Genomic DNA, 21,502 nt, shown 5'->3' with positions numbered 1-21,502 from the left:
GGAGAATGACATGACCGATAAAGCGTTCGCTCAGGCAGATCCCGACTGGCTGGCGTTGATCAGTGCCGCCCGTGAATGGCTATCGGGCCCGCTCGGGCAATTTCTGCTGGATGAAGAGCGGCGCATGCTCGAAGACGAGCTGGCCCGGTTCTTCGGTGGCTATCTGGTGCACTACGGTCCCTCGGCCGAAACCCCGCCGTCAGCGCCGCAAGTACAGCGCAACGTGCGGCTCGGTGCGCCGTTGCCGGGTGTCGAGATCGTCTGTGAAGAGCAGGCCTGGCCATTGAGCGAGCACGCCGCCGACGTGGTGGTGATGCAGCATGGTCTGGATTTCTGTCTGTCACCTCACGGTCTGTTGCGCGAAGCGGCGAGCAGCGTGCGCCCTGGCGGGCATTTACTGATTATCGGCATCAACCCCTGGAGCACCTGGGGCCTGCGCCATGCGTTTGCTCACGACGCCTTGCGCAAGGCACGCTGCATCTCGCCTTCGCGGGTTGCCGACTGGCTCAATCTGCTGGGCTTTGCGCTGGAGAAACGCCGCTTCGGGTGCTATCGTCCGCCGCTCGCGTCGCCCAAGTGGCAGGCCCGCCTGGCCGGCTGGGAACGCAAGGCCGGTGACTGGCAACTGTCGGGAGGCGGCTTCTACTTATTGGTGGCGCGCAAGATTGTTGTCGGGCTACGCCCACTGCGTCAGGAGCGACGCGAGCCGATGGGCAAGCTGATTCCGCTGCCGATGGCCAAGGTCAACCGCCGCCGCATCGAACCGTAAACCCTTCTTTTTATAGTGGCCGGACTTGCTTCGGCCGCAGTCATCGTCGATCCGCGATTGGCGAGGCTCGCATTTTTTCTGGATAGATTGGCATGAGTGAAACCGTTGAAAGCGTAGAACTGTTCACCGATGGCGCCTGCAAGGGCAATCCCGGCCCGGGCGGCTGGGGCGCCTTGCTGGTGTGCAAGGGCGTCGAAAAGGAACTGTGGGGCGGCGAAGCCAACACCACCAACAATCGCATGGAACTGCTCGGCGCGATCCGCGGCCTCGAAGCCTTGAAGCGTCCGTGCGAAGTGCTGCTGGTGACCGACTCGCAGTACGTGATGAAGGGCATCAACGAGTGGATGGTCAACTGGAAGAAGCGCGGCTGGAAGACAGCTGCCAAAGAGCCAGTGAAGAACGCTGATCTGTGGAAAGAGCTGGACGAGCAGGTCAACCGCCACAAGGTCACCTGGAAGTGGGTGCGCGGGCACATTGGTCATCACGGTAACGAGCGGGCTGACCAGTTGGCCAACCGTGGCGTTGATGAAGTGCGCGGTTACAAGCAGAGCTGATTTTTTCCAATTTCACCGTAGCGCCCATTCGCGAGCAGGCTCGCGCCTGGAGGGGGATTTGTGCAGTTCACAAATCCCCCTCCAGGAGCGAGCCTGCTCGCGAAGAACTATAACGCGCCAAGGCAGATACACCCCGTGAGCGTGTTAAGATCCGCGTTTTGCCCGATTGACCCGTTGAGAGCTGAGCACTGATGGCCACCAGATCCGTTGTACTCGATACCGAAACCACCGGCATGCCGGTGACCGATGGTCACCGGATTATCGAAATCGGTTGTGTCGAACTGATCGGTCGGCGCCTCACGGGCCGGCATTTCCACGTTTACCTGCAACCGGATCGCGAGAGTGACGAAGGCGCCATCGGCGTCCACGGCATCACTAACGAATTCCTCGTCGGCAAGCCGCGCTTTGCCGAAGTTGCTGATGAATTTTTCGAGTTCATCAAAGGCGCGCAGCTGATCATCCACAACGCGGCGTTCGACGTTGGCTTCATCAACAACGAATTCGCCTTGATGGGGCGCCAGGATCTCGCAGACATCACGCAACACTGCTCGATCCTCGACACCTTGATGATGGCCCGGGAACGTCACCCGGGTCAGCGCAACAGCCTCGATGCGTTGTGCAAACGTTATGGCGTCGACAACTCCGGCCGTGAACTGCACGGCGCCTTGCTCGACTCCGAGATCCTCGCCGACGTCTACCTGACCATGACCGGTGGCCAGACCAGTCTGTCGCTGGCCGGCAACGCCTCCGACGGCAATGGCACGGGCGATGGTTCGGACAACTCCGCTACCGAGATTCGTCGCTTGCCAGCTGATCGCCAGCCTGCACGGATCATTCGTGCGACTGAAGATGAACTGGCTGCGCATCTGGTGCGGCTGGAGATCATTGCCAAGTCGGCCGGTGGCCCGGCGTTGTGGACGCAGATTGCCGAGGCTGACGCGCAGGCTTGAAGATCAAAAGATCGCGTTGCTGACAACTGGCCACCCTCGCCACTTTCGCTGCAACCCTCTACCCTGAATGCATTGGCGGATTCGAATCCGCCGCCTCAGGACACTGAGCCTCATGTACAAAGACTTGAAATTTCCGGTGTTGATTGTCCATCGTGATATCAGGGCCGACACGGTCGCCGGCGATCGTGTCCGCGGCATTGCCCGGGAGTTGGAGCAGGAAGGTTTCAGTATCGTTTCGGCCACCGACTACGCGGAAGGGCGTCTGGTGGCTTCGACCCATCATGGTCTGGCATGCGTGTTGATTGCCGCCGAGGACGCCAGCACCGACTCGCATCTTTTGCAGAACATGGCCGAACTGATCAGCCTCGCGCGGGTGCGGGCGCCGGATCTGCCGATCTTTGCCCTGGGCGAGCAAGTCACCCTGGAAAATGCCCCTGCCGACGCCATGGCCGAGCTCAATCAACTGCGCGGCATCCTTTACCTGTTCGAAGACACCGTACCGTTCCTGGCCCGGCAAGTGGCGCGGGCGGCGCGCAAGTATCTCGACGGTTTGCTGCCGCCGTTTTTCAAAGCGCTGGTGCAACACACTGCCGACTCCAATTATTCCTGGCACACCCCCGGCCATGGCGGCGGCGTGGCGTATCACAAGAGTCCGGTGGGGCAGGCGTTTCATCAGTTTTTCGGTGAAAACACTCTGCGTTCCGACTTGTCAGTATCGGTGCCCGAACTCGGTTCGCTGCTCGATCACACCGGCCCGCTCGCCGAGGCGGAAGCCCGCGCAGCCCGCAACTTCGGAGCCGACCACACTTTTTTCGTGATCAACGGCACCTCGACCGCCAACAAGATCGTCTGGCATTCGATGGTCGCTCGCGATGATCTGGTGTTGGTGGATCGCAACTGCCACAAGTCGGTGCTGCACGCGATCATCATGACCGGCGCGATCCCGCTGTACCTGTGCCCGGAGCGTAATGAACTGGGGATTATCGGCCCGATACCGCTGAGCGAATTCAGCCGCGAATCGATTCAGGCCAAGATCGACGCCAGTCCGCTGACCAAGGGGCGCGCGCCGAAAGTGAAACTGGCGGTGGTCACCAACTCGACCTACGACGGGCTCTGTTACAACGCCGAACTGATCAAACAAAGCCTGGGCAATAGCGTCGAAGTGCTGCATTTCGACGAGGCCTGGTACGCCTATGCGGCGTTTCACGAATTCTTCGCCGGGCGCTATGGCATGGACACTTCGCGTAGCGAAGACAGTCCTCTGGTGTTTACCACCCATTCCACTCACAAGATGCTGGCCGCGTTCAGTCAAGCCTCGATGATTCATGTCCAGGACGGCGGCGCGCGGCAACTGGATCGTGATCGTTTCAATGAAGCATTCATGATGCACATCTCGACCTCGCCGCAGTACAGCATCATCGCCTCGCTGGACGTGGCCTCGGCGATGATGGAAGGCCCGGCCGGGCGCTCGCTGTTGCAGGAAACCTTCGACGAAGCCCTGAGTTTTCGCCGTGCGCTGGCCAATCTGCGTCTGCACATCGCGGCGGATGACTGGTGGTTTTCGATCTGGCAGCCGCCGGGTGTCGAAGGCATCGACCGCGTCCACACCGAGGACTGGCTGCTCAAACCCGACGCCGACTGGCATGGTTTCGGCGAGGTCAGCGACGATTACGTGTTGCTCGATCCGATCAAGGTCACGCTGGTGATGCCGGGCCTGAACGCCGGTGGCGCGTTGAGCGAGAAGGGCATCCCGGCGGCGGTGGTCAGCAAGTTCCTCTGGGAGCGTGGGCTGGTGGTGGAGAAGACCGGGCTGTATTCGTTTCTGGTGTTGTTCTCCATGGGCATCACCAAAGGCAAATGGAGTACGTTGCTCACCGAGTTGCTGGAGTTCAAGCGCAGTTACGACGCTAATGTAAGTCTGGCGACGTGTCTGCCGTGTGTTGCCCAGCAAGATACCGCACGCTATCGCGGCATGGGCCTGCGGGATTTGTGCGATCAATTGCACGCCTGTTATCGCAGCAATGCCACTGCCAGGCATCTCAAACGCATGTACACGGTGCTGCCGGAAATCGCCATGAAGCCGGCCCACGCTTACGATCATCTGGTACGTGGTGAAGTCGAGGCGGTGCCCATCGACGAGCTGGAAGGGCGGATTGCCGCCGTGATGCTGGTGCCGTACCCGCCGGGCATTCCGTTGATCATGCCCGGTGAGCGCTTTACCGAGTCGACTCGCTCGATCATCGATTACCTGAAATTCGCCCGCACGTTCGATAGCAGCTTCCAGGGTTTCGTTGCTGATGTACATGGACTGCAACATGAAGACGAAGGCAATGGGCGGCATTACACCGTCGATTGCGTCAAGGAATGAGGAGCTTTGCGAGCATGCAACCGGTCATGAATCCAAAACACCCAGGGCTGTCGGTGCGGGTTGCCGATGAAGGTTTTGCGCCTTATATCTGGGGCAGCGACTTCAGTTTTGAAGTCGCGGCGTATGGTGCCGCTGTTATCGGCAAGCCCGTCGACCAGTGGCGGGTGACGCCCATCGTGCCGTACCGCAAGTGCTATGGTATCGATCCCGAGGAATTCAGCAGCTTTCACAAAGCTGCCGACAGCGCAATATTCATGGCCTACCTCGATGATGAGCCGGTGGGCCATCTGGTGATCAGCACCAACTGGAACGGCTTTGCCCATATTGATGAACTGGCGGTGCACGCGCCGGCCCGTCGCCATGGCGTGGCCAAGGCATTGCTGGATGTGGCGCAGTTCTGGAGTCGCAAGAAGAAGCTGCCGGGCATCATGCTGGAAACCCAGAACAACAACCTCGGCGCCTGTCGGCTGTATGAGCGATGCGGGTATGTGATTGGCGGCGTCGACAAGTTGCGTTATCGCGGTATTGATCCGAACACCGCCGAAGAGGCGCTGTTCTGGTATCGATTGTTCGATAACCCGCTGGAAAATCCGCTCAGTTCGACAACATCGCCTCGGCTTGTTCCGTGATGATCGCCAGTAACGTCTGAATCGCCGATGAGGGTGCGGCGTGTTTGAAGGTCAGGGCGTAGAGGCTGATCGGCACGGCAGGCGACAACGGACAGACATCCAGCCCGGCCGCACGCGCTCCGAGCGCGGTAAACGGGTCGACGATGGCCAGCCCTTCACCAGCCTCGACCATGCTGCGCATCATCTGGTGGGTTTGCACGCGGGTCTGGATACTCGGCGCCGGACGCACGGCCTGGAGTTTGTGATCCAGCGCCGGGCTCAACGGGTCCTGACCCTCGAGTCCGACCATCGTCTGGCCCGCCAGATCCTGTAGGGAAATGTACTTTTGTCTGGGTTGCAGCCAGCCGTGCGGCGCGAGCAGTTGCAGCTTGCTCTGGGCCAGTGGCTGGCAATGAATGTCGGGGTGTTCGGGGTCGTGCAAGCTCAAGCCGAGATCGCTTTCGCGCAGCAGCAAGCTGCGGACGATGTCGCGGGTCGGCGCGCTGAGCAGGCTGCACGGTGCGTCAGGCAGGCGTCGACGCAGGGCGGCCAGGCTGTGCGGGAGTAATTGTTGCGCCAGCGGCGGGGTGCCGATGATGCGCAGCGGCGGTGCGAGGTATTGCTTGAGGCTACTGGCCAGGCGTTGCACCGGTTCCAGCGCTTCGTAAACGTGCGCGATTTCCACCTGCAACGCCCGCGCTTCGGGCGTCGATTGCAGGCGCCCGCGAACGCTGGCGAACAGCATGAACCCTAACTGACTCTCGGCTTCGCGCAAACGCTCTTCGACTTCGGTCACCGGCAACTGCAGCCATTCGGCGGCGGTGCCCATGTGACCAGTCTGCAAGAGCGCCTGAATCACTTCGATATGGCGTAAACGCATGCGTGAAGTCCATGTTCAGCAGGTGGGGTCAGAGGCCGAATCCTACCCCAAGTCTGCGCATATGACTTCTGCTCATAACGCACGCTTATGAAGCGACGATTGGCTCAGGTTCGCGCGTCAGGATAATGCCCGACTGAACCAGCTTGAATTCAGCGTCATCAAGTTTCTCGATGCGATCGCCAATCGCCAGTTTGTAAGTGGTGACGGGCTCCTTGCCGGTGATTCCGTCCGCCGACGGAGTGGATTCCTGGAACTCATGCACGGAATAAACGCGGCCTTCCGCATCTCTTGCATGGAACTGACCGACGAGTACTGCTGCCATCTGCTTAGAACCTCTGGAGATAAAACGCTTGATTTGCGGCTTGGTAGACCGTCATCAGGTGCTGTAAGTTTTCCTACAGGAAAAAAATAATCAGCAGGCGGGAATTTCCCTCCTCTGCTGGTGAAATCGTCATCGAATCATCTATAACTAGTGGCTCCCCCACTGACAGTCGAGAGTTTCCATGAGCAATGTCTACAACGTCGCAGTAGTGGTTGGTAGCCTGCGTAAAGCTTCGATCAATCGTAAGGTCGCTTTGGCACTGGCTGAGCTGGCGCCGGCGAACCTGAAGCTTGAGATTGTCGAGATCGGCGACCTGCCTCTGTACAACGAAGACATCGACGGTGATTCACCGCCCGCAGCCTACAGCACTTTCCGTGAAAAAGTGGGTTCATCCGACGCGTTGTTGTTTGTGACGCCAGAGTACAACCGTTCCGTGCCGGCACCGCTGAAGAATGCCATCGATGTCGGCTCGCGGCCTTACGGCAAGAGCGCCTGGAGCGGCAAGCCGGGCGCGGTGATGAGTGTATCGCCGGGGGCAATCGGTGGTTTTGGCGCGAACCAGCACCTGCGCCAGTCGTTTGTATTTCTTGATGTTCACTGCATGCAGCAACCGGAAGCCTATTTGGGTGGCGCGGGCTCGGCATTTGATGAGGCGGGTAAATTGAGCGAGTCGGTGAAGCCGTTCTTGCAAAAGTTTATTGATGCCTTTGGGCAGTTCGTCGAACAACACAAAAAGTAATGACCTCTTAACCGAAACCCTGTGGGAGCGAGCTTGCTCGCGTAGGCGGACTTTCAGCCACCCATAATGTGTGGCTGAAGGCCTCTTCGCGAGCAAGCGCGCTCCCACAGGTTTTGTGGATTGGCTTATTTCCCCTATTGAAGGTTGTTACGAATGCTCTTTGCGTCACTGATTTTTTTACTGACCATTACCCTCGTGATCTGGCAACCCAAAGGCCTCGGTGTCGGCTGGAGTGCGACGTTGGGCGCGGTGCTGGCGCTGATCTTTGGGGTGGTGCACCTCAGTGATATCCCGCTGGTGTGGCAAATCATCTGGAACGCCACCGGCACTTTTGTCGCGCTGATCATTATCAGTCTGCTGCTTGATGAAGCCGGTTTTTTCAATTGGGCCGCATTGCACGTGGCGCGCTGGGGTCGGGGCAGCGGGCGCAAACTGTTTGCCTTCATGGTGCTGCTCGGCGCGCTGGTGTCGGCACTGTTCGCCAATGATGGAGCGGCGTTGATTCTTACGCCGATTGTCATTTCCATGCTGCTGGCACTGCGTTTTTCGCCGGCAGCGACCCTGGCGTTCGTCATGGGGGCAGGGTTTATCGCCGACACCGCAAGCCTGCCGCTGGTGGTGTCGAACCTGGTCAACATCGTCTCGGCGGACTTCTTCAACATCGGCTTCAACCGCTATGCGGCGGTGATGGTGCCGGTGAACTTCGTCAGTGTGGCCGCGACGCTGGGGATGCTGATGTGGTTTTTCCGTCGCGATATTCCGGCGGCTTACGACCCCGAACAGCTTGAGCGTCCGGAAACCGCGATCCACGACAAAGCCACGTTCTATGCCGGTTGGGCGGTGTTGGCGATTTTGCTGATCGGCTGTTTCGCGCTGGAACCGCTGGGCATTCCGATCAGCGCGATTTCCGCTGTCTGCGCGGCGCTGCTGCTGGCGATCGCCGCCCGTGGCCACAAGATTTCCACGCGCAAAGTGATGAAAGAGGCGCCGTGGCAGATCGTGATTTTCTCGCTGGGCATGTATCTGGTGGTCTACGGCCTGCGCAATGCCGGATTGACCGGGTATCTGGCGGGCTGGCTCGATGGTTTCGCCGGATATGGCGTGTGGGGCGCGGCGTTCGGAACCGGCGTGCTGACGGCGCTGTTGTCATCGATCATGAACAACATGCCGACGGTGCTGATAGGGCTCTTGTCGATTGATGCCAGTCAGGCGAGCGGAGTGGTCAAGGAGGCGATGATCTACGCCAACGTGATCGGCAGCGACCTGGGGCCGAAGATCACGCCGATTGGCAGTCTGGCCACTTTGCTGTGGCTGCATGTGCTGGAGCGCAAGGGGATCCGGATTGGCTGGGGGTATTACTTCCGGGTGGGGATTGTGCTGACGGTGCCGGTGTTGCTGGTGACGTTGGCGGCGTTGGCATTGCGCTTATCCCTTTGACCGGGTTGACCCGATCGCTGGCAAGCCGGCTCCCACTGGATTCGCGGTGCACGTAGAACCTGTGGGAGCTGGCTTGCCAGCGATGGTGCCGGTATGAACACCACAGATTCTCAGGGTTGCCCGGGGACATTCGGCCAAAGGTCGGACACCAGAAACAGCCGCTCCGCCTCTTCCCATTCCCCTCGCGCATTCTCGGTCAGGCGCACCATCAGTTGCGCTGGCGCCAAGGGTTCCAGCGCCTCGAGCCACATCTGCAAATGCTCACGGCTCCAGGTCTGATCCGCCGGGTAATGCGCCGGCGCCAGCCAGGCATGGCGGGGCAGGGGTTGCCAACGTCCCGGCGGGCGCTGCGCCAGGAATGCCGGCCAGTCTTTCTGATGCAACCAGCTGCCACGCAAATGCTGCGGATGCGCGCCATTCGGTGATTGCGACTTGCCGGGCCACGGGTACAGCAGATATCCACCCAGCCACAGTTGCGCACTGAAGGCCTCGATATCCAGTGCAGCCAGGGTTTCACGACTTTCCGGGCGCGCCGAAATGGGCAGTTGATGTTCGGCCAGATGCGCCAGTTTACGATCCAGTCGATCATGGCAACCCGGCCCCAGCCACTGTGCCGGATCCTGGCCGTCGCCGTTTTGCGGGCCGAGGTAGAGTTTGATCGCCAGTTCCAGGTGATGCACGCCGTCGCGATCACGCAGCAGCATGTCCAGCTCGCCAAGGGTGTGCCCCTGACGGCGGATCGGCAGATTGGCCGCGATCAACTCAATGCCCGGCGCGTGCTGCACGGCAAACTGCCACAGCCGCTCGTAATACAAGCCCAGACGCCGCGTGCGCGCCTGGGACAACCAGTGCAGCAAGCCGCTGCTGTCGTGATCGAGCTGACGCAGCCATTGCTCCAGTCGCTCGGGATCGCTGACCCAGTCGCTGCCCGCCAGCGGATGGCGCTGGGGCCACGGCGTGGTCGCGAGCATCGGCGGGGCGAGGATCACCCACGCCAGATCGCGCACGTGCGGATGGCGTAATCGGTGGGGTAGCTGCAGCAGGTCGGGAAATAGGATCATCTTGCGAGCATAGCCTTAAACACGCGCCCGCCCTTGAGGCTGAAAGGATTTTGTCTAACGGCGGCTTTCGCCCATAATCGGGTTTTTCGCGTTTTCGATTGTCCGCAGAGGTCCCATGGAGCAATTTCGTAATATCGGCATCATCGGTCGCCTGGGCAGTTCTCAGGTGCTGGATACCGTCCGCCGACTGAAACGGTTTCTGCTCGATCGTCACCTGCATGTGATCCTCGAAGACACCATCGCCGAAGTCCTGCCGGGGCATGGCCTGCAAACATCGTCGCGCAAGATGCTCGGTGAAGTCTGCGACATGGTCATCGTTGTCGGCGGCGACGGCAGCCTGCTCGGCGCCGCCCGAGCGCTGGCCAAACACAATACGCCGGTGCTCGGGATCAACCGTGGCAGCCTCGGGTTTCTCACCGACATTCGCCCGGATGAGCTGGAAGTCGAAGTTGCCAAAGTGCTCGACGGCCATTACCTGGTGGAAAACCGGTTTCTGCTGCAAGCCGAAGTTCGCCGCCACGGCGAGGCCATCGGACAGGGCGACGCGCTCAACGATGTGGTGCTGCACCCCGGCAAGTCGACGCGAATGATCGAGTTCGAGCTGTACATCGACGGCCAGTTCGTCTGCAGCCAAAAGGCCGACGGCCTGATCGTCGCCACGCCGACCGGCTCCACTGCATATGCGCTGTCTGCCGGTGGCCCGATCATGCATCCCAAGCTCGACGCCATTGTGATCGTGCCGATGTACCCCCATATGTTGTCCAGCAGGCCAATTGTGGTCGATGGCAACAGTGAGCTGAAAATCGTCGTGTCCAAAGATATGCAGATCTACCCGCAAGTCTCCTGCGACGGGCAGAACCACTTCACCTGCGCGCCGGGCGACACCATCACCGTCAGCAAAAAAGCGCAAAAGCTGCGGCTGATTCACCCGCTCGACCACAACTACTATGAAGTCTGCCGGACCAAGCTCGGCTGGGGCAGCAAGTTGGGTGGTGGAGGCGACTGATGCTCGATCCCGCGCGCAGTTATGACTTGATTGGTGACGTGCACGGATGCGCGCTGACCCTCGAACACTTGCTTGATCGCCTCGGCTATCACAAGCAGGGCGGGGTCTGGCGGCATCCATCGCGCATGGCCGTGTTCGTCGGCGACATCATCGACCGCGGCCCGCGGATTCGCGAGGCGCTGCACATCGTCCATGACATGGTCGAGGCCGGTCAGGCCTTGTGCATCATGGGCAACCACGAATTCAACGCTCTGGGCTGGAGCACCCCGGCGCCACCGGGCAGCGGCAAGCAGTTCGTGCGCGAACACACGCCGCGCCATGCGCGCCTGCTGCATGAAACACTGACGCAATTCGAAGACCATCCGGGCGACTGGCATGACTTCCAGCAGTGGTTCTATCAACTGCCGCTGTTCGTCGATGCCGGGCGTTTTCGCGTGGTGCATGCCTGTTGGGATGCCGGCCTGATCGAGCCGTTGCGCGCGTTGTTCCCCGACGGCTGCATCGATGAACACTTTCTCCAGGCTTCGGCAGTGCCCGGCAGTTTCGCCTGCACCGTGTTCGACCGCTTGCTGCGCGGTACCGACATGCGTCTGCCCGACGGCCAGACCATGACCAGTGGCGATGGTCTGGTGCGTTCGTTCTTCCGCACCAAATTCTGGGAAGACGATCCGAAAACCTACGGCGACATTGTCTTCCAGCCTGATGCATTGCCGGAACCGGTGGCGCAAATCCCACTGACTTCAACCGAAAAGAATTCCCTGCTGCGCTACGGTGTCGATGAGCCATTGCTGTTCGTCGGCCACTACTGGCGCAGCGGCAAACCGGCGCCGATCCGCCCGAACCTCGCGTGTCTGGATTACAGTGCGGTGCTCTACGGCAAACTCGTCGCCTATCGTCTGGATCAGGAAACGCGTCTGGATCCGCATAAATTTGTCTGGGTCGATGTCGAGCGGCCGGAGGTCCTGCAATGAGTTCGGTAGCGGTATTGCGTCTGCCCCTGGCGGTGGATCTGAGCGGTTTCGTCACGCTGTTGCAACGCATGCAAGTGCCCCATCGAGTCAGTGAAGAGGCGGGCGAGCAGGTGCTCTGGGCGCCTGCGGAGATCAGCGACGACGTGCGTTCGTTGTACGAGCGTTTTCCGGCGGGCGACCCGGATCAGCAGCTGGATATCCCGGTTACCCAGACTTTCAAGCGCCCCGGTTTTGCCGAGCAACTGAAGCATGCCAAGGCTACCGGGTTCATCCTGCTGCTGAGCCTGATAGTCGGCGGGTTGACCTTCCTCGGCGAAAATCTTGAAACCCTTCGCTGGCTGACCTTCCTCGATTTTCGCGTGATCGGCGAGTACATCCACTTCACGCCATTGGCCGACAGCCTCGCGGCGGGGCAGTGGTGGCGTCTGGTCACGCCGATGCTGATTCACTTTGGCATCCTGCACCTGGCCATGAATGGCATGTGGTACTGGGAGCTGGGGCGGCGCATTGAGTCGCGTCAGGGCAGCATCAATCTGATCGGCCTGACCTTATTGTTCAGCCTCGTTTCCAACTACGCGCAATTTGTCTGGAGCGGCGCGACCCTGTTCGGTGGCCTGTCCGGCGTGCTTTACGGCTTGCTTGGGCATTGCTGGATCTTCCAGTTGCTGGCGCCGAACCCGGCTTATCGCCTGCCGCGCGGCGTGTTGGTGATGATGCTGGTGTGGCTGGTGGTGTGCATGTCCGGGCTGATCTCGATGATCGGTTTCGGCGAAATCGCCAACGCCGCGCATGTCAGCGGGTTACTCATCGGATGCTTCACCGGTTTGTTGGGTGGTTTGTATAACCGCCGTAAACTGGCCATCTAATTTTAGTTTGTAGATAAAGAGCACGGAGACCCAGATGTCCTCTTTTAACGACATGATCAAGAACATCACCCCGGACATCTACGAGAGCCTGAAACTGGCCGTGGAAATCGGCAAGTGGGCCGACGGTGGCAAGCTCACCGCCGAACAGCGCGAGTTGTCGCTGCAGGCGATGATCGCCTGGGAAATCCAGAACCTGCCTGAAGACCAGCGCACCGGTTACATGGGCCCGCAAGAATGTGCATCGAAGTCGATCGAAGTGCCGAACATCCTGTTCAAGTCGGATGCCATCCATTGATCGAGATTGGCCGCGGTGCAATCAGCAAAATGTCGGCGCGCCTTGACGGGCCGAACGTGCAATATGCGTTTCGTCTGGATGACGTCGAGGTGCCGGTCAACCCGTTGATCGGCACGACGGTGCGTCTGGAGTATCTGGGGGCGATCCACTGCACCCATTGCGGGCGCAAGACCAAAACCAGTTTCAGCCAAGGGTATTGCTACCCGTGCATGACCAAACTGGCGCAGTGCGACCTGTGCATCATGAGCCCGGAACGCTGCCACTTCGATGCGGGCACCTGCCGGGATCCGGTGTGGGGCCAGCAGTTTTGCATGACCGACCACGTGGTTTATCTGGCCAATTCCTCGGGCATCAAGGTCGGCATTACCCGTGCAACCCAATTGCCGACGCGCTGGCTCGATCAGGGCGCCAGTCAGGCATTGCCGATCATGCGTGTGTCTACGCGCCAGCAGTCAGGCTTCGTTGAAGACCTGTTTCGCAGTCAGGTGGCGGACAAGACCAACTGGCGTGCGTTGCTCAAGGGCGATGCGGTGTCTGTGGATCTGGCGCAGGTGCGTGATCAGTTGTTTGAAAGCTGCGCCGAAGGTCTGCAAGGCTTGCAGGAGCGATTCGGCCTACAAGCCATTCAGACGATTGCCGATGTAGAACCTCTCGAAATCCGCTATCCGGTCGAGCAATACCCGGCCAAAATCGTCAGCTTCAACCTGGAAAAGAACCCCATTGCCGAAGGCACGCTGCTGGGAATCAAGGGCCAGTACCTGATCTTCGACACCGGCGTGATCAATATTCGCAAGTACACGGCTTATCAGCTCGCCGTGCATCAATAAGGATTCCAGCATGCGCACCGAACAACCGAAGATGATTTACCTCAAGGACTATCAGGCGCCCGAGTACCTGATCGACGAAACGCACCTGACCTTCGAGTTGTTCGAGGACCACAGCCTGGTCCATGCGCAACTGGTGATGCGCCGCAACCCGGCGCGTGGCGCGGGCCTGCCGCCGCTGGTGCTTGATGGCCAGCAACTGGAACTGCTGTCGGTGACGCTGTCCGATCAGGAGCTGAGTGCCGATGCTTATCAGCTCAGCGAAAACAACCTGATCCTGCAGCCGACCAGCGAAACCTTCACGGTCGACACCAGCGTCAGGATCCACCCGGAAACCAACACGGCGCTGGAAGGCCTGTACAAGTCCGGCACGATGTTCTGCACTCAATGCGAGGCCGAAGGCTTCCGCAAAATCACCTATTACCTCGACCGCCCGGACGTGATGAGCAAGTTCACCACCACCGTGGTGGCCGAACAGCACAGCTATCCGGTGCTGCTATCCAACGGCAACCCGATTGCCTCGGGCCCGGGCGAAGACGGCCGGCACTGGGCAACGTGGGAAGATCCGTTCATGAAACCGGCGTACCTGTTCGCGCTGGTGGCCGGTGACTTGTGGTGCGTTGAAGATACCTTCACCACCATGACCAAGCGTGAAGTCGCGCTGCGCATCTACGTCGAACCGGAAAACATCGACAAGTGCCAGCACGCCATGAACAGCCTGAAGAAGTCGATGCGCTGGGACGAAGAGGTCTACGGTCGCGAGTACGATCTGGACATCTTCATGATCGTCGCCGTGAATGACTTCAACATGGGCGCCATGGAGAACAAGGGCCTCAACATCTTCAACTCCAGCGCCGTGCTGGCCCGCGCCGAAACCGCCACCGACGCCGCACACCAGCGGGTCGAAGCGATCGTCGCCCACGAGTACTTCCACAACTGGTCGGGCAACCGCGTGACCTGCCGCGACTGGTTCCAGCTGTCGCTCAAGGAAGGCTTCACCGTATTCCGCGATTCGGGCTTCTCCGCCGACATGAACTCGGCCACGGTCAAGCGCATTCAGGATGTCGCCTACCTGCGCACCCACCAGTTTGCCGAAGATGCAGGTCCCATGGCCCACGCCGTGCGCCCGGACAGCTTCATCGAGATTTCCAACTTCTACACCCTGACCGTGTACGAAAAGGGTTCGGAAGTGGTCGGCATGATCCACACCCTGTTGGGCGCCGAAGGCTTCCGCAAAGGCAGCGATCTGTACTTCGACCGTCACGATGGTCAAGCCGTGACCTGCGATGACTTCATCAAGGCCATGGAAGACGCCAACGGTGTTGATCTGACCCAGTTCAAACGCTGGTACAGCCAGGCCGGCACGCCGCGTCTGGCAGTGAGCGAGTCCTACGATGCTGCGGCGAAAACCTACAGCCTGACCTTCCGCCAAAGCTGCCCGGAAACCCCGGACAAGGTGGAAAAACTGCCGTTCGTGATCCCGGTTGAATTGGGCCTGCTCGACAGCAAAGGCAATGAGATCGCCCTGCGTCTGAGCGGCGAAGCGTCGGCCCAAGGCACCACCCGCGTGATCTCGGTGACCGAGGCTGAGCAAACGTTCACCTTCGTCGATATCGCTGAACAGCCGCTGCCATCCTTGCTGCGCGGTTTCTCGGCGCCGGTGAAACTGAGCTTCCCGTACAACCGCGATCAACTGATGTTCCTGATGCAGCACGACAGCGACGGTTTCAACCGCTGGGATGCCGGTCAGCAACTGTCGGTACAGGTGCTGCAAGAACTGATCGGCCAGCAGCAGAAGGGCGAAAGCCTGAAGCTCGACCCGCGTCTGGTGTCGGCACTGCGCACCGTGCTGTCCGATGAATCGCTGGATCAGGCGATGGTTGCCGAGATGCTCTCGCTGCCGGGTGAGGCGTACCTGACCGAAATCAGCGAAGTCGCAGACGTTGATGCGATCCATATCGCTCGCGAGTTTGCCCGCAAGCAACTGGCTGAAGGTTTGTTCGAGGCGCTGTGGCTGCGTTATCAGGCCAACCGCGACCTGTCGAAGAAAACCCCGTACGTGGCCGAGGCCGAGCACTTTGCCCGTCGTGCGCTGCAGAACATCGCGCTGTCGTACCTGATGCTCAGCGGCAAGCCGGAAGTGCTGGCAGCGGCGCTGGAGCAATTCGAAACGGCCGACAACATGACCGAGCGTCTGACCGCGCTGGCCGTGCTGGTCAACTCGCCTTTTGATGAGCAGAAGGACCTGGCGCTGGCGAGTTTCGCCGAGCACTTCAAGGACAATCCGCTGGTCATGGATCAGTGGTTCAGCGTGCAGGCTGGCAGCACGTTGCCGGGCGGTCTTGCGCGGGTAAAAGCGCTGATGCAGCACCCGGCGTTCAACATCAAGAACCCGAACAAGGTGCGTGCGCTGGTGGGGGCTTTTGCCGGGCAGAACCTGATCAACTTCCACGCGGCGGATGGCTCCGGTTATCGCTTCCTCGCGGATCTGGTGATCGAGCTGAATGGCTTCAACCCACAAATCGCTTCGCGCCAACTGGCACCGCTGACGCGCTGGCGCAAATACGACAGCGCCCGTCAGGCGTTGATGAAAGGCGAACTGGAGCGGATTCTGGCTTCCGGGTCGCTGTCGAGTGATGTGTATGAGGTGGTGAGCAAGAGCCTGGCTTGAGGAAGCGTTTGTGGCTTCCCCTCACCCTAACCCTCTCCCGGGGGGAGAGGGGACTGATCCGGGAATATTTGCGAACTGCACCGACTTGAGCGAATGGCTTTGAATCCATAATCGGCTCGATGTTTCAGGTCGATGTATGGCGCCATACACTTCGGTCGGCTCCCTCTCCCTCCGGGAGAGGGCTGGGGTGAGGGGGCCGCTTTTGACGCAGATCGAAATGTGGGAGCGGGCTTGCCCGCGATGGCGGTGTCAGATCCAACATCAATGTTGAATGATCTACCGCTATCGCTGGCAAGCCAGCTCCCACAGTTTCTTGCGTTACAGTCAGTTACTTCAAATCAAACCGATCCAGATTCATCACCTTCGTCCACGCAGCGACGAAGTCCTTAACAAACTGTTCCTTCGCATCCGCACTCGCATACACCTCCGCGACTGCCCGCAATATCGCGTTGGAACCAAACACCAGATCAACCCGCGTCGCCGTCCATTTCACGCTACCGTTTTTACGGTCGCGGCCTTCAAACTCGTCCGCGTCCGGTGAGGTCGGCTTCCACTCCACGCCCATGTCCAGCAGGTTGGTGAAGAAGTCGTTGGTCAGCGCTTCGGTCTGGCTTGTGAACACGCCGTGGCGGGTTTGCCCGACGTTGGTGTTCAGCACCCGCAGACCGCCGAGCAACACAGTCATTTCCGGCGCGGTCAGGGTGAGCAATTGCGCCTTGTCGATCAGCAGCGCCTCTGCCGCTACGGTGTATTTACCCTTGCTGTAATTGCGGAAGCCATCGGCAATCGGTTCGAGGAAACCGAATGACTCGACGTCGGTCTGCTCCTGAGTCGCATCCGTACGCCCCGGTGAAAATGGCACGGTGACCGAGTGGCCGGCATTTTTCGCCGCTTGCTCGACCCCGGCATTACCCGCCAGCACGATCAGGTCGGCCAGCGAAACTTTCTTGCCGGTTGCGCCGCCATTGAACTCGCCCTGAATCCCTTCGAGGGTTTGCAGGACCCTGGCCAATTGCTCAGGCTGGTTGGCCTGCCAGAACTTCTGCGGTGCCAGACGCAGGCGACCGCCGTTGGCGCCACCGCGTTTGTCCGAACCACGGAACGTCGACGCCGCCGCCCATGCGGTCGAAACCAGTTGCGAGACGGAAAGCCCCGATGCCAGCACTTTGTTTTTCAGCGTGGCCACATCGTTATCGTCGATCAGCGGATGAGTGACCTCGGGAATCGGGTCTTGCCATAGCAACTCTTCATTCGGCAGTTCCGGGCCGAGGTAGCGTGACAGCGGGCCCATGTCGCGGTGGATCAACTTGTACCAGGCGCGGGCAAATGCATCGGCCAACTGGTCGGGATTGGCCAGGAAACGCCGGGAGATCTGCTCGTAAGCAGGATCGAAGCGCAGTGCCAGGTCAGACGTCAGCATGGTCGGGTCGATACGTTTGTTCGGGTCATGGGCATGGGGAATGGTGCCAGCGCCCGCGCCATTTTTCGGTTTCCATTGGTGCGCGCCAGCCGGGCTTTTGGTCAGCTCCCACTCGAAGCCGAACAGGTTTTCCAGGTAGTTATTGCTCCACTGGGTCGGCGTGGTGGTCCAGGTCACTTCGAGGCCACTGGTGATGGTGTCAGCGCCCTTGCCGGTGCCAAAGCTGTTTCTCCAGCCCAGACCTTGTTCTTCCAGCCCGGCGGCTTCCGGTTCAGCACCGACGTTATCGGCAGGGCCGGCGCCATGGGTTTTGCCGAAAGCGTGGCCGCCGGCGATCAGCGCCACGGTTTCTTCATCGTTCATGGCCATGCGGCCGAAGGTTTCGCGAATGTCGTGTGCCGACGCTACCGGGTCCGGATTGCCCTCGGGGCCTTCCGGGTTCACATAAATCAGACCCATCTGCACCGCGGCCAGCGGATTTTCCAGATTGCGTTCACCCTGGTCGGTGCGGCTTTCTTCTTTGCCATGCAAATCCGGCTCGGCGACCAGAGTACCGTCACCAGGCTCCTGCATCGGCTCCTTGCTTTTGCCGTAACGGCTGTCGCCGCCCAGCCATTCGTTTTCCGAGCCCCAGTACACGTCTTCATCCGGTTCCCAGACATCCGCGCGACCACCGGAGAAGCCGAAGGTCTTGAAGCCCATGGATTCCAGCGCGACGTTACCGGTGAGAACAATCAGGTCAGCCCAGGAAATATTGCGACCATATTTCTGTTTGATGGGCCACAGCAGGCGACGGGCCTTGTCGAGGCTAACGTTGTCCGGCCAGCTATTGAGCGGGGCAAAACGTTGCTGGCCGGAGCCCGCACCACCGCGGCCATCCGCGGTGCGATAGGTGCCGGCGCTGTGCCAGGCCATGCGCACGAAGAGCGGGCCATAGTGGCCAAAGTCTGCCGGCCACCAGTCCTGGGAGTCGGTCATCAGTGCGCGCAGGTCTTGTTTCAGTGCCTGGAAGTCCAGGCTTTTGAAGGCGTTGGCGTAGTCGAAGTCCTTGCCCAGCGGATCGGACTTGGGCGAGTGCTGACTCAGGATCTTCAGGTTGAGTTGATTCGGCCACCAGTCACGGTTCGTCGTACCACCACCGGCGGCGTGGTTGAACGGGCATTTCGATTCGTTTGCCATGTTCGGGTCCTTATCAGGTCTGCGACGGCCGGCTCGTGCCGACTTCGGACTTGTAAGGCTAGACCCGAGTGGGCGAGTCGGCTAATAGCCCGACTATTGGACGCTGATAGCCAGAACCTTTTACCGTAGATATTGCTGCAAAACCCTCACTCGGCATAGCGCATAACCCCCTGTAGGAGCAGCCTGCGGCAGCTCCTACAGGGATTGTGCGATTGATCGGATTGCCGGGTGCGTCAGCTGGACTGGCCCGCTTCATCCTCCAACACTTCATCCAGGATATCTTCCTGCCCCGGTATTTCAGTAATCACACTGAAATCCGTCACCTCCACCGCACCCAGTCCATAACCCAGCAAATGGAACGAGAACGCCTTGCGCTGCTGCGGGTTATCAAAGCTGAAATCCATCTCCAGCGGTTGATCCGCCGTGGCGACCATTTCTGCTGGCAAGCCCAGTTGCACGTCCTGCTCGAATTCCTTGGCCTTGAGCTGGATATACGCCGCCTGTTGCGGATCGACAGAGCGTACGGTCAGGCGCACGCGGGTGTGCGAGCCCTTGGGCATTTCCAGGTATTGCGCGCCGATCAGGTTGTCGGCCCAGTCGTCGTTGATTTGTGCTTGCAGCGCAATGACGTTGGTGCTGCCGAACTGATAGCGATGGTTGAGCGGGGTGCGCAGCAGCGACAGGTCGAGTGCCGTGGCGCGGGCGGCGACTTGCCGGGCGCGCTGGCCGCTGTAGCTGCCCTTGAAGGTGGCGCTCTCGGCGATGAAGCCGGCGCTTTCGTAATAGCGGCAGCGGCGCGGCATGTCACATTCGGAGAAGATGCCCTGGCCGTCGTGATAGCGCAGTTTGCCGTTGGTGAACGACATGATTTCGCGACCGGAATCGTAGTCGCGAAACAGCGAACGGCCACTCAGCGCGGACGGCACCGGCAGGTCGAAGTAGTCGAGGATAGACGTGCTCAGATCAACATGACCATAGACCCCGGCATTTAGTCGCGGCAGTTTTGGCTGCTCCGGCGCCAGCGTCAGATTGAAGCCCCATGACGAGGCCAGACGTACGCCGTCGATGCCGTGGGATTCATCGGACGTGATCACCACCAGCGTGTCTTTGAGCACACCTTGGCGCTCAAGCCCTGCGAGGAACTGCTCCAGGGCATCGTCCAGATAACCGACGGCGGCCTGTTTGGGTGTCTCGTAGCGCTCCAGGTATTCCTCCGGCGCGGAGTAGGGCTGATGCGTGCCCACCGTCAACAACGTCAACATCCACGGCTGTTTCTGCTTGTTCAGTTGGCCGACGTAATCCAGCGCACCCTCGAAGAACGCTTTGTCATCCTTGCCCCACGGAAACTCCAGGTAGTTGGCATTGGTGAACCATTCCAGGCCATGAGTCGCATCGAAACCGATGTGCGGCATGATCTTGTCTTTGGCCATGAAGCGCAGGCCGGCGCCTTGCAGGTAGTGGGTGCTGAAGCCATGTTTGCGCAACTGTGCCGGCAGGCAGGCCTGATTGCGTTCTTTCTGGGTGAGCATTTCCACGCCTTTGGGCGTGCCGTTGTTGAGTTTGTCGTAATCGCCACAGAGCATCGCGTACAAACCGCGAATGGTCTGGTGCGTGTGCAGAACGTAATCCGGAGTGTTCATGCCGCGCTCGGCCCAGCGGCTGAGGTTGGGCATGAGGTCTTCCTGATAATGGCTGCCGATGGCTTCGCGATTGGCGCGGATGTAAGCCCCGGGAATGCCTTCCAGGGCAATGATCAAGACGTTGCGTGCTTGCCCCGGCCCGGCCAGCAGTTTTTGACCGTTGAGGTCGACGTCGGTGAGCCCGGCCATCGCCGGTGTGGCTTCTTCGACATCACCGTCAAGCCATTCCTCGGCCTGAATCTGAATATCGGCGACCTGAGTGGCGAGCAATTGATGCGGCAGGTTGTACGCGCGCCACGGATCGTCCTCGCTCGGCCACAGATTCTGCGTGCCCCAGTGCGCGGCGAACAATACCAGCGGCGCGCTCCAGACCGCGCGGGGCAGGGATGGGCGGACAATGCCGCGACCGGTGAACTGCGTCAGCAGCCAGAACGCCAAGGCCAGCAGCAATGTGATGCCCAGCGCCGGATGCGCCAAACCACCACCGGTGGAGTTTTCGACAAATTGCGGATCAATCAGGTAATGCAGATCGGAAGGATTCGGCAAACGGCCAACAGCGCTGACCAACTCGGCCGTTGCCACCGCCAACAGCGCCCAGAACAGCAGCACCGGCATCGCCAGCCACCATGCCCGGCGATGCAGCAGAACCACCAGCAGACTGCCGATAGCCAAATCCGACAAGTAGCCAAGCGGTGTCGACCAGTCCAGCGCCGCGCGCAGGCACACCGGCACGATCAGTACCAGCAGAATCAGAGAGAACAGGCGGGCATGTGGTTGCCGCAACCAGCGAAAAAGAGCGCTCACAAAAAAAAGACCTTCCAGTCATTAAATCGTCAAAAAAGTGTGAACGATGATACCAAGGGTCAGCTGTCTGATCGCCTTTTAAAACTTGAAGTTGATCCGATGTCGGGAGAACTTGTAAGCGTGGGCGCCGGCCTGGAG

Annotated in this window: 18 protein-coding genes; 13 read left to right on the top strand and 5 right to left on the bottom strand. The window is 60.0% G+C overall.

Features of this window, described 5'->3' with window-relative positions:
- Positions 1-10: 10 nt before the first annotated feature.
- From IEQ42_RS23710 to IEQ42_RS23690, 5 genes are all read left to right on the top strand, one after another.
- Positions 11-769 carry a class I SAM-dependent methyltransferase gene (locus tag IEQ42_RS23710; RefSeq protein WP_042558799.1) on the top strand — a complete coding sequence of 253 codons (759 nt, stop codon included), beginning with the start codon at positions 11-13 and terminating at the stop codon, positions 767-769.
- Positions 770-861: 92 nt separating this feature from the next.
- On the top strand, positions 862-1,323 hold the full coding sequence (gene rnhA / locus IEQ42_RS23705; protein ID WP_042558800.1) for a ribonuclease HI: 462 nt from the start codon (positions 862-864) through the stop codon (positions 1,321-1,323).
- Positions 1,324-1,514: 191 nt separating this feature from the next.
- Positions 1,515-2,273, top strand: coding sequence for a DNA polymerase III subunit epsilon (gene dnaQ, locus IEQ42_RS23700; protein WP_047300751.1), 759 nt, complete (start codon positions 1,515-1,517; stop codon positions 2,271-2,273).
- Between the two features lie 112 nt (positions 2,274-2,385).
- The gene (locus IEQ42_RS23695; RefSeq protein ID WP_210705546.1) at positions 2,386-4,641 is read left to right on the top strand and encodes an Orn/Lys/Arg family decarboxylase; all 2,256 of its coding nucleotides are present in this window, start codon (positions 2,386-2,388) and stop codon (positions 4,639-4,641) included.
- A gap of 14 nt (positions 4,642-4,655) precedes the next feature.
- Entirely contained in the window at positions 4,656-5,270 is a 615-nt protein-coding gene (locus tag IEQ42_RS23690; protein ID WP_210705545.1) for a GNAT family N-acetyltransferase, read from the top strand.
- Here the strand turns inward: IEQ42_RS23690 and IEQ42_RS23685 are convergent.
- A complete protein-coding gene (locus IEQ42_RS23685; protein WP_210705544.1) occupies positions 5,236-6,129 on the bottom strand; it encodes a LysR family transcriptional regulator in 894 nt (297 codons plus the stop codon). The genes IEQ42_RS23690 and IEQ42_RS23685 overlap by 35 nt on opposite strands.
- Before the next feature lie 85 nt (positions 6,130-6,214).
- Complete coding sequence (locus IEQ42_RS23680; RefSeq protein WP_042558811.1) at positions 6,215-6,451, bottom strand: hypothetical protein; 237 nt, start codon at positions 6,449-6,451, stop codon at positions 6,215-6,217.
- Between the two features lie 181 nt (positions 6,452-6,632).
- Between IEQ42_RS23680 and IEQ42_RS23675 the strand changes: the two genes are divergently transcribed.
- Both IEQ42_RS23675 and IEQ42_RS23670 read left to right on the top strand, forming a co-directional pair.
- Positions 6,633-7,190 carry an NADPH-dependent FMN reductase gene (locus tag IEQ42_RS23675; RefSeq protein WP_210705542.1) on the top strand — a complete coding sequence of 186 codons (558 nt, stop codon included), beginning with the start codon at positions 6,633-6,635 and terminating at the stop codon, positions 7,188-7,190.
- Positions 7,191-7,343: 153 nt separating this feature from the next.
- The gene (locus IEQ42_RS23670) at positions 7,344-8,627 is read left to right on the top strand and encodes an arsenic transporter (protein WP_210705540.1); all 1,284 of its coding nucleotides are present in this window, start codon (positions 7,344-7,346) and stop codon (positions 8,625-8,627) included.
- 110 nt (positions 8,628-8,737) lie between these two features.
- On the opposite strand, the gene IEQ42_RS23665 is transcribed toward IEQ42_RS23670, so the two are convergent.
- Positions 8,738-9,688: a DUF1853 family protein gene (locus tag IEQ42_RS23665; RefSeq protein ID WP_210705538.1), complete on the bottom strand. Its 951-nt coding sequence runs from the start codon at positions 9,686-9,688 to the stop codon at positions 8,738-8,740.
- Between the two features lie 115 nt (positions 9,689-9,803).
- On the opposite strand from IEQ42_RS23665, the gene IEQ42_RS23660 reads away from it, so the two are divergent.
- The 6 genes from IEQ42_RS23660 to pepN are packed head-to-tail and all read left to right on the top strand — an operon-like array spanning position 9,804 to position 16,321.
- Positions 9,804-10,694, top strand: coding sequence for an NAD(+) kinase (locus IEQ42_RS23660; RefSeq protein WP_042558815.1), 891 nt, complete (start codon positions 9,804-9,806; stop codon positions 10,692-10,694).
- A complete protein-coding gene (locus IEQ42_RS23655; protein ID WP_397463467.1) occupies positions 10,691-11,665 on the top strand; it encodes a metallophosphoesterase in 975 nt (324 codons plus the stop codon). Before IEQ42_RS23660 ends, IEQ42_RS23655 begins: the two co-directional genes overlap by 4 nt.
- Positions 11,662-12,531 (top strand): rhomboid family intramembrane serine protease, encoded by an 870-nt coding sequence (locus IEQ42_RS23650; protein ID WP_210705535.1) that lies wholly within the window; start codon positions 11,662-11,664, stop codon positions 12,529-12,531. The genes IEQ42_RS23655 and IEQ42_RS23650 overlap by 4 nt, the downstream gene beginning before the upstream one ends.
- 34 nt (positions 12,532-12,565) lie before the next feature.
- The gene (locus IEQ42_RS23645; RefSeq protein ID WP_042558818.1) at positions 12,566-12,826 is read left to right on the top strand and encodes a YeaC family protein; all 261 of its coding nucleotides are present in this window, start codon (positions 12,566-12,568) and stop codon (positions 12,824-12,826) included.
- Positions 12,823-13,653, top strand: a complete 831-nt coding sequence (locus IEQ42_RS23640; protein ID WP_210705533.1) for a DUF2797 domain-containing protein — start codon at positions 12,823-12,825, stop codon at positions 13,651-13,653. Before IEQ42_RS23645 ends, IEQ42_RS23640 begins: the two co-directional genes overlap by 4 nt.
- A 10-nt stretch (positions 13,654-13,663) precedes the next feature.
- Entirely contained in the window at positions 13,664-16,321 is a 2,658-nt protein-coding gene (gene pepN, locus IEQ42_RS23635; RefSeq protein WP_210705531.1) for an aminopeptidase N, read from the top strand.
- A gap of 328 nt (positions 16,322-16,649) precedes the next feature.
- Here the strand turns inward: pepN and katG are convergent, their stop codons facing one another.
- Positions 16,650-18,920: a catalase/peroxidase HPI gene (gene katG / locus IEQ42_RS23630; protein WP_210705529.1), complete on the bottom strand. Its 2,271-nt coding sequence runs from the start codon at positions 18,918-18,920 to the stop codon at positions 16,650-16,652.
- A gap of 233 nt (positions 18,921-19,153) precedes the next feature.
- Positions 19,154-21,364 carry an LTA synthase family protein gene (locus IEQ42_RS23625; RefSeq protein ID WP_210705527.1) on the bottom strand — a complete coding sequence of 737 codons (2,211 nt, stop codon included), beginning with the start codon at positions 21,362-21,364 and terminating at the stop codon, positions 19,154-19,156.
- Between the last annotated feature and the right edge of the window lie 138 nt (positions 21,365-21,502).

Origin of the sequence: Pseudomonas iridis, assembly GCF_017980685.1 — a bacterium.
GTDB lineage: Bacteria > Pseudomonadota > Gammaproteobacteria > Pseudomonadales > Pseudomonadaceae > Aquipseudomonas > Aquipseudomonas iridis.
The sequence above is the reverse complement of the archived record's forward strand: the minus strand, read 5'-3'. Positions and strand labels throughout refer to the sequence as shown.